The 13,577-nt window shown below is 73.8% G+C and carries 13 protein-coding genes; 7 read left to right on the top strand and 6 right to left on the bottom strand.

Annotated features, from left to right (window positions below):
• The first annotated feature begins 24 nt into the window (after positions 1-24).
• Complete coding sequence (locus AB0N04_RS03165) at positions 25-1,425, top strand: condensation domain-containing protein (RefSeq protein WP_360208373.1); 1,401 nt, start codon at positions 25-27, stop codon at positions 1,423-1,425.
• Between the two features lie 118 nt (positions 1,426-1,543).
• Positions 1,544-2,515, top strand: a complete 972-nt coding sequence (locus AB0N04_RS03160) for an NAD-dependent epimerase/dehydratase family protein (protein ID WP_360208370.1) — start codon at positions 1,544-1,546, stop codon at positions 2,513-2,515.
• A gap of 65 nt (positions 2,516-2,580) precedes the next feature.
• Here AB0N04_RS03160 and AB0N04_RS03155 read toward each other — a convergent pair whose 3' ends face one another.
• The 5 genes from AB0N04_RS03155 to AB0N04_RS03135 form a co-directional block, all read right to left on the bottom strand.
• Entirely contained in the window at positions 2,581-4,152 is a 1,572-nt protein-coding gene (locus AB0N04_RS03155; protein ID WP_360208367.1) for an MFS transporter, read from the bottom strand.
• Positions 4,153-4,374: 222 nt separating this feature from the next.
• Positions 4,375-5,940, bottom strand: a complete 1,566-nt coding sequence (locus tag AB0N04_RS03150) for a M1 family metallopeptidase (RefSeq protein ID WP_360208364.1) — start codon at positions 5,938-5,940, stop codon at positions 4,375-4,377.
• Between the two features lie 169 nt (positions 5,941-6,109).
• Positions 6,110-6,982 carry a sulfurtransferase gene (locus AB0N04_RS03145; protein ID WP_360208362.1) on the bottom strand — a complete coding sequence of 291 codons (873 nt, stop codon included), beginning with the start codon at positions 6,980-6,982 and terminating at the stop codon, positions 6,110-6,112.
• Between the two features lie 252 nt (positions 6,983-7,234).
• Positions 7,235-7,567 carry a hypothetical protein gene (locus AB0N04_RS03140; RefSeq protein ID WP_360208360.1) on the bottom strand — a complete coding sequence of 111 codons (333 nt, stop codon included), beginning with the start codon at positions 7,565-7,567 and terminating at the stop codon, positions 7,235-7,237.
• Between the two features lie 155 nt (positions 7,568-7,722).
• Entirely contained in the window at positions 7,723-8,562 is an 840-nt protein-coding gene (locus tag AB0N04_RS03135; protein WP_360208357.1) for a polysaccharide deacetylase family protein, read from the bottom strand.
• Positions 8,563-8,793: 231 nt separating this feature from the next.
• On the opposite strand from AB0N04_RS03135, the gene AB0N04_RS03130 reads away from it, so the two are divergent.
• Positions 8,794-9,654: an SAM-dependent methyltransferase gene (locus AB0N04_RS03130; protein ID WP_360208354.1), complete on the top strand. Its 861-nt coding sequence runs from the start codon at positions 8,794-8,796 to the stop codon at positions 9,652-9,654.
• Between the two features lie 48 nt (positions 9,655-9,702).
• Here the strand turns inward: AB0N04_RS03130 and AB0N04_RS03125 are convergent, their stop codons facing one another.
• Positions 9,703-10,572 (bottom strand): DNA-formamidopyrimidine glycosylase family protein, encoded by an 870-nt coding sequence (locus AB0N04_RS03125; protein ID WP_360208351.1) that lies wholly within the window; start codon positions 10,570-10,572, stop codon positions 9,703-9,705.
• Positions 10,573-10,714: 142 nt separating this feature from the next.
• Between AB0N04_RS03125 and AB0N04_RS03120 the strand changes: the two genes are divergently transcribed.
• From AB0N04_RS03120 to AB0N04_RS03105, 4 genes are all read left to right on the top strand, one after another.
• The gene (locus AB0N04_RS03120) at positions 10,715-11,167 is read left to right on the top strand and encodes an SRPBCC family protein (RefSeq protein WP_360208348.1); all 453 of its coding nucleotides are present in this window, start codon (positions 10,715-10,717) and stop codon (positions 11,165-11,167) included.
• Positions 11,168-11,265: 98 nt separating this feature from the next.
• Positions 11,266-11,925 (top strand): hypothetical protein, encoded by a 660-nt coding sequence (locus AB0N04_RS03115; protein WP_360208345.1) that lies wholly within the window; start codon positions 11,266-11,268, stop codon positions 11,923-11,925.
• A gap of 142 nt (positions 11,926-12,067) precedes the next feature.
• Positions 12,068-12,859, top strand: coding sequence for a thioredoxin domain-containing protein (locus tag AB0N04_RS03110; protein ID WP_360208342.1), 792 nt, complete (start codon positions 12,068-12,070; stop codon positions 12,857-12,859).
• Positions 12,856-13,473 carry a vitamin K epoxide reductase family protein gene (locus tag AB0N04_RS03105; RefSeq protein ID WP_363363110.1) on the top strand — a complete coding sequence of 206 codons (618 nt, stop codon included), beginning with the start codon at positions 12,856-12,858 and terminating at the stop codon, positions 13,471-13,473. The genes AB0N04_RS03110 and AB0N04_RS03105 overlap by 4 nt, the downstream gene beginning before the upstream one ends.
• Positions 13,474-13,577: the final 104 nt, after the last annotated feature.

Here is a 13,577-nt window from a genome sequence, read left to right as displayed (position 1 = left end):
ACCGCCACAACGGAGAGCCACACGGTGACCACTCGTCAACTGCTGGAGATCCCCTTCTCGTCCGGCCGGTCCGGGGCCGGCCCGGCCACCTGGGGGCAACGCGCCATCTGGGACGCCGTGAGCCGGCTGCCCGCGGCCGACGCACCGCGGTACAACATCGGCACGGCGGCGCCGATCGACCCGGGGCTGCCTCTCCCCGTCGTGCTGGGCGGCCTGGAGCAGCTGCTGCACCTGCACGACTCCCTGCACACCAGGCTGCTGCCGGACGGCGACGGCGGTCTGCGCCAGGTCGTCGACCCGGACGGACGGCTGGCGGTGGAGGTCCGCACCTGCCCGGGCAGCGCCGGCCCGGGCAGCACCGGCGTGGCGGAGGCCGGCGCGCGGCTGCACGAGGAGCTGTCCGCCCGGCCGTTCGACACCGCCGAGCAGTGGCCGCTCCGGGTCGGCGTGGTGGAGGCCGACGGGCTGGCCCGCTACGTCAGCCTGGTGCTCTCGCACACGGCGGTCGACGGCTCCGGGATGAACCGCCTGGTGGCGGACCTCACCGCGCTCTGCCTCGGCAGCTCACCGGCGGACCTGGCCGAGCTGCGCGAGCCCGCCCGGCAGCCGCTGGAGGAGGCGGCGTTCCAGGACTCCGAACGCGGCCGGAAGCGCGACGCGGGAGCCCGCAAGCAGTTCCTGCGCAAGCTGCGCCTGGGCCCGGCCCGGCTGTTCCCGCCGCCCGCCCCGCCGGCACCGGACGCCCCCGCCGCGCCGTTCCCGAACGCCGTCCTGCGCTCCCCCGCCCTGCCCGCGGCGGTGGAGCGGGTGGCCGCCGCGCACCGGGTGAGCTCCTCCTCGGTGCTGCTGGCGGCGACGGCCGCGATGACGGCCCGGCTGTCCGGCACTCCGGAGGCGGTACTCAACGTCGTGGTGAACAACCGCTTCCTGCCCGAGCTGACCAACGCGGTGAGCGTCGTCGCGGGCGACGGCCTGTTCCACCTCCCGGACGCCACGGCCGAGTTCGGCGACGTCGTCCGGCGCACCCACGCCGCCGCGATCGGTTCCTACCGGCACGCCTACTACGACAAGCTCCGGTTGAGCACCGAGATCGAGCGGCTCGCCGCCGAGGGCGTTCCGCTGGCCGACCGGTCGTGCGTCTTCAACGACACGCGCGAGCTGGTCCCGGCGGCACCGGAGCCCGACGGGGGCCCTCGGCAGGAGACCACCCTCAGCTGGCCGGTGGAGTTCGAGCCGCGCCCCGGCCTGACCTACGCCCTGGACGCGCTGCAGTCCCCCGAGGCCCTGAGCCTGGCCATGACCGCCGACCCGGCGGTGCTCCCGCGCCCGGCGATGGAGCGCTTCCTCTACGGGATCGAGGAGTTGATCCTCACCGAGGCCCACACCGTCGGGGCCGACCACTCCGGGTCGGACCCGCGGGCCTGACCGTCCGGCCCGGCAAGTGCGGCCGCGGGCGCGGTGGTTGACCATCCCTCGTGTTCAACCACCGCACCCCGCAGTCGAATCACGGCAGCGCCGCCCGTCCCGACCGTAGGCTGAGCCCATGCGGATCCTCATTCTCGGCGGCACCTCCTTCGTCGGCCGCGCGATCGCGGACGACGCCCTGCGCAGCGGTGCCGAGGTCACCCTGTTCACCCGGGGCCGGACCAACCCCGGCCTCTTCCCGGACGCCGTCCACCTGATCGGCGACCGCGACACCGGCGACTACGACGCCCTGCGCGGCGGTTCCTGGGACGCCGTCGTGGACGTCACCGGCTACCGCCCGCACCAGGTCGACCAGGCGATGGACGCACTCGGCGACCGGGTCGGCCGCTACCTCTTCGTCTCCAGCCACTCGGTCTACGAGCAGGAGGGCCTCGCGCCCGGCTCGGACGAGTCCGCCCCGCTCCGGGCGCCGCTGCGCGAGGCGGCGCAGCTGACCGACGCGACGTACGGCCGGCTCAAGGTGGCCTGCGAGGACGACGTGAGGGCCCGCTACGGCGATCGGGCGACGATCGTGCGGCCCGGAAAGGTGGCGGGCCCGCACGACGACCAGCGCGGGCTCACCTACTGGGCCCGCCGGGCCGCCCAGGGCGGGCGGATCGCACTGCCGGGGCGCCCGGAGCAGCCCGTCCAGCTGGTCGACGTGCGCGATCTGGCCCGGCTGGTGGTCCGGCTGGTCCGGGACGACCGGGCGGGCGCCTTCCACGCCGTCGGTCCGGCCGAGCCGACCACCCTGGGCGCCCTGATCGCCACCTGTGCCGAGGCGGCGGGCACCGAGGCGGAGGTCGTCCCGGTGCCGCCGGAGAGCTCACCGCAGATGTTCTTCCCGCTGGTGCGGCCGGAGCCGACCTGGTCCGGCCAGCAGCGCAGCGCGGCCCGGGCGCGCGCGGCCGGCCTGCCGGCGACCCCGCTCGCGGTGACGGCCGCCGACGTCCTCGCCTGGGACCGGGAGCGCGGCGAGCCGCCGCTCGGCCACGGCTTCACCCCCGAGCAGGAGGCCCTCGCCCTGGCGAGCGTCGCGCGGTCGCGCTGACCGGTCCCGGTGCCGCGGTCCCGCTGAAGGGGCGCTCACCCGGCCGGATCCGCGCCGGGCGTGCCTCAGACCTGGCCCGGTCCGCCGCCGGCCGACAGGGACTCCTCCTCCTCCTCGGCCGGGGCCTCGGCCTGCACGCCCGGACGCAGACCGACCATCGCCACCACCGCGGCGGCGGCCATGAAGGCCGCCATCCAGTAGAGGACCGTCTGGGTGGCGTGGGCGAAGTCGACCCGGAAGAAGTCCGGGATCGCCGAGGTGCTCCCGCCACCGCTCTGGGCCTGGACCTGGGAGAGGTGCGCGGCCGTGGACTCCGCCTGGTCCTGCGGCAGGCCCTGGGCGACCAGGGAGTCGGTCAGCCCGGACCGCAGGTCGGTGACCAGGACGGTGCCGAGCACGGCCAGTCCCAGGCTCGCGGCGTAGTTGCGGACGGTCTGGGTGATGCCGGTCGCCTCGCCGTAGGACAGCCGGGAGGCGCGGTTGACGGCGTCCGTGCTGGCCGGGCTGAGCATGAAGCCCATACCGGCGCCGGCCAGCACGATGTCCCACTGCTGCTCGCTGAAGCTCAGCGTGGTGGCATCGCCCGCCCACAGGTAGAACCCGACGGCGGCCAGCACGCACCCGAGCACCACCGGCCGCTTCGCGCCGCCCCGGTCGAGCATCCGGCCGCCGAGCTGCGAGGCGATCACGAACCCGATGAAGAAGTAGAGCAGGAAGATGCCGGCCTCGGAGGAGGAGTCGCCGAGCGCGATCTGCGCGTACTCGCTGGAGAAGAAGAACACCGGGACGAACGCCAGCATCGAGATGCCGAGCACCACGTTCTGCACGGAGAACGCGCGGATGCGGAAGATGTCCACCTGGATCAGCGGCGAGGCCGTGCGCTTCTCGACGACCGCGAAGACGACCAGCAGCAGCACCCCCGCCGCGATGCAGAGCCCGATCGCCGGGTTGGACCAGCCCCAGACCTGCGACTGCTGGAACCCGAAGACGCTCAGCCCGACGCCGCCGGCGATCAGGACCAGGCCCCGGTAGTCCATGGGCGCGGGCCGGCTCTGCGTCACCGGCTTGGAGATCGCGATCAGCACCAGCGCGATCGCGGCCACCGGCAGGTTCACCCAGAAGATGGCCCGCCAGGTCCATTCGGTCAGGTAGCCGCCGAGGACCGGGCCGATCGCGGTCAGACCGCCCGCGATGCCGAAGAACAGGGCCAGGGCCCGCCCCCGCTCGCGCAGGGCGAAGTTCTGCACGACGATCGCCAGCGCCGCCGGGAACATGATGGCGCCGCCGACGCCCTGGACGGCGCGGAAGGCGATCAGCCAGGCCTCGGCCAGGCTCCCGGTGGGGGTGAAGCCGCAGCAGGCCGAGGCGCCGGCGAAGACCAGCACGCCGAGCACCACCATCTTGCGGTGCCCGACGGTGTCGGCGAGCCGCCCGCCGAAGGCGAAGAACGCCGCCAGGGTGAGCAGGTAGGCGTTGACCACCCACTGCACGCCCGTGCTGGTGAGGTCCAGCTCGTGCTGGATGTTCGGTACGGCGATCGACACGATGGTCTGGTCGATGAAGGTCATCGAGACGGCGAAGATCATCGCCGCCAGCACCAGGTAGCGCGGGGATCCGCCGGCGGGAGCAGTGCTCACGGTTCGCTCTTCCCTCCGGGGTGCGTCCGCGCGTCGACTGCCGGCGGATCACCTGTGGGACGGGCCCGTACCCCGGCGGGGCGAGCCCGGCTGCTGCCGTTGGTTCGGCGGATCTCATGCTAGGGCCGGGCCCGACGGGCCGCCCGACGGAGCGGTGCGGACGGGTCACCCGGCGCGGGGGCCTCGCGCCGGGTGACCGGGCGCCTCGGGCCCGGGCCCCCGTCAGTGCCCTTCGTCGTGCACCGAGTTGGTCTCCTGGATCTTCTTCCAGGACTTGGGCTCCACCGGCACCCCGCCGCCGGACTGCCCGTCGGCCCGCCCCGCGTCCGCGCCCGGTGCGAGCGAGGCCTTCGCCGGCGCCCCCGCGGGCACCGGGCCGAGGGCCGGCTTGGAGGCGGTGAACAGCCAGGTGTTCAGGAGGTCGCCGAGCTTCTTCCCGGAGACCTTCTCCGCGTACGCCCGGAAGTCCGCGATGGTGGCGTTGCCGTAGCGCCGCTCGGTGGGCCAGCCCTTGAGGATCCGGAAGAACGCGTCGTCCCCGACGGTGTTGCGCAGCGCCTGGACGGCCACCGCACCGCGGTCGTAGACGGCGCCGTCGAACTGGTTGTCCGGGCCCGGGTCACCCGGCTTGACGGTCCAGAACCTGTCGTCGGCCGGGTGCGAGGCGTAGACGTAGTCGGCGAGCTCCTGCGCGGTGCCCTCGTTCTCGTGCTCGGACCAGAGGAACTGCGCGTACCGGGCGAAGCCCTCGTTCAGCCAGATGTCGCTCCAGCCCGAGAGCGAGACGCTGTCGCCGTACCACTGGTGGGCCAGCTCGTGGACGACCACCGAGGTGTTGGAGCCCTTCGCGAACTGCCGGGGGCTGTAGTAGACGCGGGTCTGGGTCTCCAGGGCGAAGCCGGTCCTGGTGTTGGGCACGTACCCGCCGACGGAGCTGAACGGGTACTCGCCGAAGTAGCCGCTCAGCCAGTCGACGAGTTCCCCGGTGCGCTCGACGCTGGCGCGGGCGGCGTCCGCGTTGTCGCCGAGGTCCTTGCTGTAGGCGTTGTAGACGGGCAGCCCGCCCGGGGTCGTGTCGGTGGTGACGTCGAACTTCCCGACCGCGAGGGTGGCCAGGTACGTCGCCTGGGGCTTGTTCTCGCGCCAGCTGAAGCGGGTCCACCCGGCCTGCGAGCTCTTCCCGGCGAGGACGCCGTTGCTGATCACCTCGTTGCCGTCCGGCACCAGCACGGAGACGTCGAAGGTGGCCTTGTCGCTCGGGTGGTCGTTGCTGGGGAACCACCACCAGGCCGATTCGGGCTCCCCGGCCGCGACGGCACCGTCGGGCGTGCGCTGCCAGGCGGTGAAGCCGTACTTCTTCACGGTGGACGGGACGCCCTTGTAGCGGACGACCACGGTGGCCTGGGCGCCCTTGGCGAGCGGCCGGGCGGGCGTGACCTCCAGCTCCTGCTCCCCGCTGGCGGCGAAGGCGGCGGGCCGCCCGTTGACGCGGACCTCCTGGACGTCCAGCGCGAAGTCCAGGTTGAAGCGGGAGAGGTTGTCGGTGGCCGTGGCGAGGATGGTGGTGGTGCCCTCCAGCTCGTCGGTGGCGGGCTGGTACTTCAGCCGGATGTCGTAGTGCGAGATGCGGTAGCCGCCGTTGCCGTAGGTCGGGTAGTAGGCGTCGCCGGCCCCGGCCGCGCCGGGTTTGAAGTCGGCGGCCGCGGCGGGGACGGTCAGGAGCAGGCTCAGGGCGCCGGCGGCGGCGGAGACGATCAGCCTCTTGCGCACGTGGTCCTCCAGGATCATTGGGACGAAGGGTCGGATCGATCCTTGTCCCGGTGCGCCCCGCTCCACTCCCGGATTGTGAGATGTTCATGATAAGAAACAGGCCGAAATCACGCCGCCGCGCCCCGGACACCCGCCTCAACACTCCCGGGGGCCGCACCGGCCCCACGCGCCGCTCCCCGCAGGGCCCTCACCCCCCGAGCGCCACCGGCGCCCGCACCAGCGAGCCGTACTCCGTCCACGAGCCGTCGTAGTTCTTCACGTGCTCGTACCCGAGCAGCTCGGTCAGCGCGAACCAGGTGTGCGCGGAGCGCTCCCCGATCCGGCAGTAGGCGATCACCTCGCGCTCCGGCTCCACCCCGTTGGCCGCGTACAGCGCCCGCAGCTCCTCCGCCGAGCGGAACGACCCGTCGTCGTTGGCCGTCTGCGACCAGGGGACGTTGACCGCGCCCGGGATGTGCCCGGGCACCTGCGCCTGTTCCTGCGGCAGGTGCGGCGGGGCGATCAGCTCGCCCCGGAACTCGGCCGGTGAGCGGACGTCGACCAGCACCGCGTCCGAGCCGGGCTTGGCGAACACCTCGGCCTTGCCGAGCACCTCGTCGCGCAGCGCGCGCAGCTCAGGCCGCTCCGGCCCGGCCAGTCGGTAGGAGGTGTGCTGGTAGTCCATCACCTCCTGGGTGAGCGCCCGCCCCTCCAGCTCCCACTTCTTGCGCCCGCCGTCCAGCAGCCGCACCGGGCCGAAGCCGCGCAGCCGCAGCAGCCAGTAGGCGTAGGCGGCGAACCAGTTGTTGTTGCCGCCGTAGAGCACCACGCCGGTGTCGTCCTCCACCCCGGCCGCCCGCAGCAGGTGCTGGACGCCCTCCCGGTCGACGTAGTCGCGTCCGATCCGGCTGTGCAGGTCGGTGGTCCAGTTCCAGCCGACGGCGCCGGGGATGTGGTCCCGGTCGTAGGCGGTGCTGTCCTCGTCCACCTCGACGACCCGGACCGTCCCGTCGTCCAGGTGGTCGGCCAGCCACTCGGTGCGGACCAGCGTCTCGGGGTGCGCGTAGCCGTTGCCGGTCATCCGGGGGCCTCCTTCGCTCTGCCCGGGGCCGCCGGGCGGAGCGCCCGGGACCGCACTGGACCGGGCCCGCGGGCGCGCACGCACCGGTGCACCGCGGACGGACCGGCCACTATCGAACGTACGTCGGACGCGGCACCCGGGCCACCCCGGGAGTGGGCCCGCGATCGGGGACGCCCACGAACGCCGGACGGCCCGGGGCCCGGCCGCTGCCGGTCACCGGGCCGTCCCGTGGGTCGGCGGGTTCCGTCCGCCTCAGGAGAAGATCACCGAGCGGAGCCTCAGGCGGTCGCCGAGCTTCTTGCCCGGGTTCATCACGTAGTAGGTGTCGCCGTCGCAGTGCGCGTCGAGGAAGACGGTGGCCGTCGAGGTGGTGAAGTTCTCCGGCGCGAAGGCCGGCAGGTTCCCGATGTCCGGCAGGTCGATGCACACGCGGCTCTCCGGGTCGGCCAGTCCGGTCGGGATCCCGATCGGCGGGACCCCGACCCTGTAGAGGAAGTCACCGGTGGCCGCGGTGGCGGAGGTGGGGACGGCGAGGACGAGGGTGGCGGCGCTGGCGAGGGCCAGAACGGTGTTGCGCAGACGCATGGGTGAGGGCCTTTCAGGTGGTACGCGGCGGTACCGGGTTCATTGGTGCGAGATCACCCTAGAGGCCGAAAATCCGCAGAAACGGTTCATCTAGTGCACCCTTTCGAGTGGTTTAAGCGGAAAGGCCGCGACCTTTCGGCTCACCCATGGCCCCCTCAGTTCGGCGGAGCCGTGAAGTAGTAGCCCGAGTCGACCAGCACCGGCAGGTACGCCTTCAGCGCGGCGACGGTCTGCGAGCGGTCCCCGCCACCGTCGTGGTTGAGCACGATCGCCCCGGGCCGGACGTCCTTGAGGATCCGGTCGGTGATCGCCGAGGTGCCGGGCCGGGCCCAGTCCCGCGGGTCCACCGACCAGGCCATGTTCCGCATCCCGAGGTCCGCGGCCACCTTGAGCGACTCCGTCGACCAGTCGCCGCCGGGCGCCCGGAACCAGGTGGGCAGCCGGCCGGTGGTCCGGTGCAGCAGGTCCGAGGTGCGCTCCAGCTCGTCCCGGACCTTGCCCTCGGACAGGTTCCGCAGGTCCGGGTGGGTCCAGGTGTGGTTGGCGATGTGGTGGCCCCGGTCGGCGATCTCCCGCACCAGCTCCGGGTACTGGACGGCGTTCTCCCCGATCAGGAAGAAGGTCGCCCGGATCCCGTGCTGCTGGAGCAGGGACAGCACGGTCGGCGTGTACCGCGGGTCCGGGCCGTCGTCGATGGTGAGGGCCACCACCCGCCGTTCCGCGTCGAGCTCGTACACCGGCTTGCTCTCCGCCGTGGAGATCGTGTGGCGGACGGTCTCGACGCTCGGCCCGGCCGGGGCGGCGGCGGCCGGTGGCGCCGAGGGCGCGGCGGACGGCGTGACCGGGGCCGCGCCCGGTGTCGCCTCGGGGCCGGCCAGGGACTCGTTGAACCCCTCGGGCGCCGCCGCCGCGGTGGGGCCGCCCCCACCGCCCCAGGGGCTCCGGCAGCCGGCGGCGGCTCCGAGCAGGGACATCCCGGCGGCGACCAGCAGCAATCTTCGCGAAGTAATCTGACGATCTGACGACATGTCGAATGCTTCCCCCGGCGGACATCGCCGCTCCCCGCGCGTGACCCCGACGGACCCGATCACCACTCCGACGGCCCAAGGCGGCCGCACCCCCGGCCGTCCGTACGCCACACTTCCCGGACCGGGCACCCGGCGCCCCCGGGGGGCCGCTACGCTGAGCCTCCCCAGTATGATGATCTGCCATCAGAGGACGTGGCCATGACGACAAGTCAGGACTTCCCCGACCAGGGCACCCGCGACGAGGACGCCGCCGAGCCGAGCCAGTGGGAACGTTTCGGCGTCGACACCACCGCCCCGCACTCCGCACGCGTGTACGACTACTGGCTGGGCGGAAAGACCAACTTCCCGCCGGACCGCGCCATGGGGCAGGCAATCGAGGAGGCCGTGCCGAGCGTCAAGGAGATGGCCAAGGCCAACCGCGCCTTCCAGGGCCGGGCCGTCCGCCACCTCGCCCGGGAGCACGGCATCCGGCAGTTCCTCGACCTCGGCACCGGCATCCCCACCTCGCCCAACACCCACGAGATCGCCGAGGCCGTCAGCCCCGGCACCCGGGTGGTCTACGTCGACAACGACCCGATCGTGCTCGCGCACGCCCGCGCCCTGATGGTGTCCAGCCCGGCCAGCCGCACCACCTACATCCACGCCGACCTGCGCAAGCCCGAGGAGCTGTTCGCCGACCCGGCGCTCACCGCCACCCTCGACCTCACCCAGCCGGTCGGGCTGCTGATGATCGCCGTACTGATGCTGATCGCCGACGAGGACGACCCCTGGGGCCGGGTCGCCGCCCTGCGCGACGCCCTGCCCGCCGGCAGCTGCCTCGCCCTCACCACGCCGACCCAGGACTTCGACCCGGTGGCCGTCGGCAAGGTCACCGAGGCCGCCCGGGCCGGTGGGATGACCCTCGTCCCGCGCACCCACGACGACGTCCTGCGCTTCTTCGACGGCTGGGACCTGGTCGAGCCCGGGCTCGCCCCCGTCCTCGGCTGGCGCCCGGACGGCGAGCCGCCGGCGGACCCGAAGGCCGCCTACTACTGGGGCGGCGTCGCCGTGAAGCGCTGACCGGACGGGCCCGATGGGAGGCCGCGACTCCCACCGGGCCCGTTCCGCTCACTTCAGCAGCCGCGACAGCCGCCGGTCCGCCAGCGGCTTGCCCCCGGTCTGGCAGGTCGGGCAGTACTGCAGCGAGGAGTCCGCGAAGGAGACCTCGCGCACGGTGTCCCCGCAGACCGGGCAGGGCAGACCGGTGCGGCCGTGCACCCGCAGCCCGAGCTTCTTCTCCGCCTTCAGCTCCCCCGCCGCCAGCCCGCGCGAGCGCTCCACCGCGTCCCGCAGGGTGGTCCCGAGGGCCTCGTACAGCCGTGCCGTCTCCTCGTCGGTCAGGCTGGACGCCAGTTTGAAGGGCGACATCCGGGCCGCGTGCAGCACCTCGTCCGAGTAGGCGTTGCCCACCCCGGCCAGCACGGTCTGGTCCCGCAGCACGCCCTTGAGCCGGCGCCGTTCGCCGTGCAGCAGGGCCGCGAAGTCGGCCGCGGTGAACGCCGGGTCCAGCGGGTCCGGACCGAGCCGGGCCACCCCGGGCACCTCGGCCGGGTCCGCCACCACGTAGACCGCCAGGCCCTTCTTGGTGCCGGCCTCGGTCAGGTCGAAGCCGTCCCCCGCCTCCCCCGCCAGGCGCAGCCGCAGCGCCAGCGGGTTGCGCGGGCTCGGGCGGGGCGGCTCGGCGGGCAACGCGTCCTTCCAGCGCAGCCAGCCGGCCCGGGCCAGGTGGACCACCAGGTGCAGCCCGCCGGCCTCGACGTCCAGGAACTTGCCGTGCCGGCTCACCCCGCCGACCGTCCGGCCCTCCAGCGCCGTCACCGACGGGTCGTAGGTCTTCAGCGCGCTGATCGCCACCGGCTGCACGCGGGCGATCTCGCGCCCGGTCAGCCGCTCGGCCAGGAAGGCGCTCAGCGCCTCGACCTCCGGCAGCTCCGGCATGCGCCCAGTCTCCCGCAGCCCCGCGCCGGGCGCCCGCCGGTGCCCGACCGCCGGCCGGTGCGGGCCCTGGACCGGCGGCCGGGCCGCACCCGCTTTGCCCGGGCACCGTCCGCGGGCGCAGGCTGGTACCTGAGGAGGGCGCATGAACACCCTTGAGGAACAGATCGACGTCGCCGCCCCCGTCCTCGCCGCCTGGGAGCAGCTGCACCGGGTCCACGAGTACCCGCGGTTCGTCGACGGCGTGCACAGCGCCCACCCGCACGGCCGGAACCTGGCACACCTCGGGGTGGCGATCGGCGGCGCCGAGCGGGCCGTGGACACCGAGATCACCGACCGCGGCCGGGGCCGGGTGATGTCCTGGCGCACGCTCGACGGGATCCCGCTGAGCGGCGCCTTCGCCCTGCTGCCGCTGGACGCCCGGCGGACCAGGGTGCAGATCCGGGTGGAGTACGACCCGGCGGCGCTGCGCGAGGCGATCGGCGGGCCCGGCGGGTTCGCCCTGGCCGGGGCGATCGAGCGGGCGGTCCGGGGGGACCTGGAGCACTTCCGCGAGCTGGTCGAGGCCCGGGTGAGTCCGCCGGGGCCGGACCGGTAAGGACGACATAAGGCCAGCTCAGAGCGGGTGGTGAGGCTGTTCACAGCGGGCCCTCGGGCCGCCGGGTTCGCCGTCGACCTGTGGCAGACTCGATGGCGATGGACATCGGCCCGGTCACCAGGACGCTTCGCGCGGCGGTCTTCGCCGCGCTCGTCGTGCTGCTCGCCGGGCTCGGCCAGGTGGTGGTCACCGGCCGCGCGCTGCCGGTCGGCACGCTGGCCCTCGCCTCCGTCGCCGTGTTCGCGGCGGCCTTCGCCGTGGCCGGCCGCGAACGCGGCTACCCGGCGGTCGCGGCGGTGTTCCTGCCGCTGGAGCTCGGCGTCAGCGCCCTGTTCGACCTCGCGCAGACCTCCTGCCCGTCCCTGCCGCCCGGCTCCGCGCACGGCTTCCAGCCGCTGCTCTGCGGCGGCGGCTCGCTGGGCGGCTTCCTGCTCGGCCACGGCGTCTCCCAGCAGACCGGCGTCCTGCTGCTCCTGCTGCTGCACACCGTGATCGCGCTGTCCGCGGCCTTCTGGCTGCGCCGGGCGGACGCCGCGCTGGCCCGTCTCGCCCGCGCCGTCCGGATGCTGGGCGATTTCCTGCACCGGCACGTCCCGGCGGCCGCCCGCTGGCTGCGGCTGCTCGCCGCACCCGTCCCGGCCCGGCCGGTGGCGCGGGTGCCGTTCCCCCGGGCCAGCCGGGCCCTGGTGCCCGCCGAGGACGTCGTCGTCCGCCCGGCCGTCCGGCGCGGTCCGCCGGCGTTCGCCCCGGCCGGCTGAGCCCCGGCGCGTCCCGCGGTCCCCACGGACCGCTCCCGACGCGTCCCCGCCTCGACCGGTCCTCTCGCCCGCGCGCAGCCCCGCCCCCGAGCCGGCGCGCGCCGCCCCTCCGCACGCCCGAGAGCACAGGACGACGACACCCATGAGCAACACCCGCAAGACCGCCGCCAAGACCAACGCCACCGAGCGGATGCGCGCCGCCCGCGCCCAGGCCGAGCGCTCCGACCGGATCCGCCGCCGGGTGGTGGTCGGCGCCGCCTCCGCCGCCGTGCTGGCCCTCGCCGCGGGCGTGGCCCTCGCCGTCGGCGGCTCCTCCGGCTCCGGCGACGCGGCCGCGAACGGCCCGCTGGTCGTCCCGGCGAACGCGGGCGGCCCGAACGGCACCGTGATCACCTACGGCAAGGCCGACGCCCCGCACACCCTGGAGGTCTACGAGGACTTCCGCTGCCCGTTCTGCGAGCAGCTGGAGACCACCACCGGTGCGACCATGCAGCAGCTCGCCGACGCGGGCACCTACAAGATCGAGTACCACCTGGCGACGTTCCTGGACAAGAACCTGGGCGGCAAGGGCTCGCGCACCGCGCTGGCCGCGGCCGGGGCCGCGCTGAACGAGGGCGTGGACAAGTTCAAGCAGTTCCACGACGTGCTCTACGCCAACCAGCCCGACGAGCGCAGCGACGCCTTCGGCGACGTCAACCACGTCCTCGACCTGGCCGGCAAGGTCCCCGGCCTGAAGACCGACGGCTTCGTCAAGGCCGTCCAGGACGGCACCTACGCGCCGTGGGCGGCCAAGGTGAACGAGGAGTTCAACAACAGCGACGTCACCGGCACCCCGACCGTCAAGCTGGACGGGAAGAAGCTGGACGTCCTCACCGGCGGCAAGGCCGTCAGCCCCGAGCAGTTCACCGCGCTGGTCAAGCAGGTGACCGGATGACGACCGCCGCCCCCGCCGCGCGGACGTACGGTGCGAGCCGCCCGTTCGCCTGGCTGCTGCTGATCGGCGGCGCGGTCGGGCTGTTCGCCTCGGCGGTCCTCACCCTGGACAAGATCCGGCTGCTGAAGGACCCGTCGTACGTCCCGAGCTGCAACATCAACCCGATCATCAGCTGCGGCTCGATCATGCGCAGCGACCAGGCGGAGGCCTTCGGCTTCCCCAACTCGCTGCTCGGCCTGGTCGGCTTCGCCGTGGTCGTCGCGGTCGGCGCCGGGCTGCTCGCCGGGGCCTCGTACCGGCGCTGGTTCTGGCTCGGGCTGCAGGCCGGGACGGTCTTCGGCATCGGCTTCGTGACCTGGCTGATGTACCAGGCGCTGTACTCGATCGGGGCGCTCTGCCCGTACTGCATGGTGGTCTGGGCCGCGATGATCCCGCTGTTCTGGTACACCACGCTGCACAACCTGCGCTCCGGGGTCATCCCGACCGGCCGCGCCCTGCGCCCGGTGGTCCGCGAGGCCGCCCGCTACCACTGGGTCGTCCCGGCGCTCTGGTACGCGGTGATCGCGCTGCTGGTGCTCAACCGGTTCTGGTACTACTGGTCGACCCTGCTCTGAGCACCGCCGGAGCACCCCGCCGGGCCCGCGCCCGCCACCTCCCTTCCCGGGGGTGGCGGGCGCACTGCCGGCGGGCGCACTGCCCGCGGGCTCGGAAGCGGTCG

The sequence above is a fragment of the Kitasatospora sp. NPDC051702 genome, assembly GCF_040681575.1.
GTDB lineage: Bacteria > Actinomycetota > Actinomycetes > Streptomycetales > Streptomycetaceae > Kitasatospora.
Note: the sequence above shows the minus strand (reverse complement) of the source record. Positions and strands in the feature narration are given on the sequence as shown.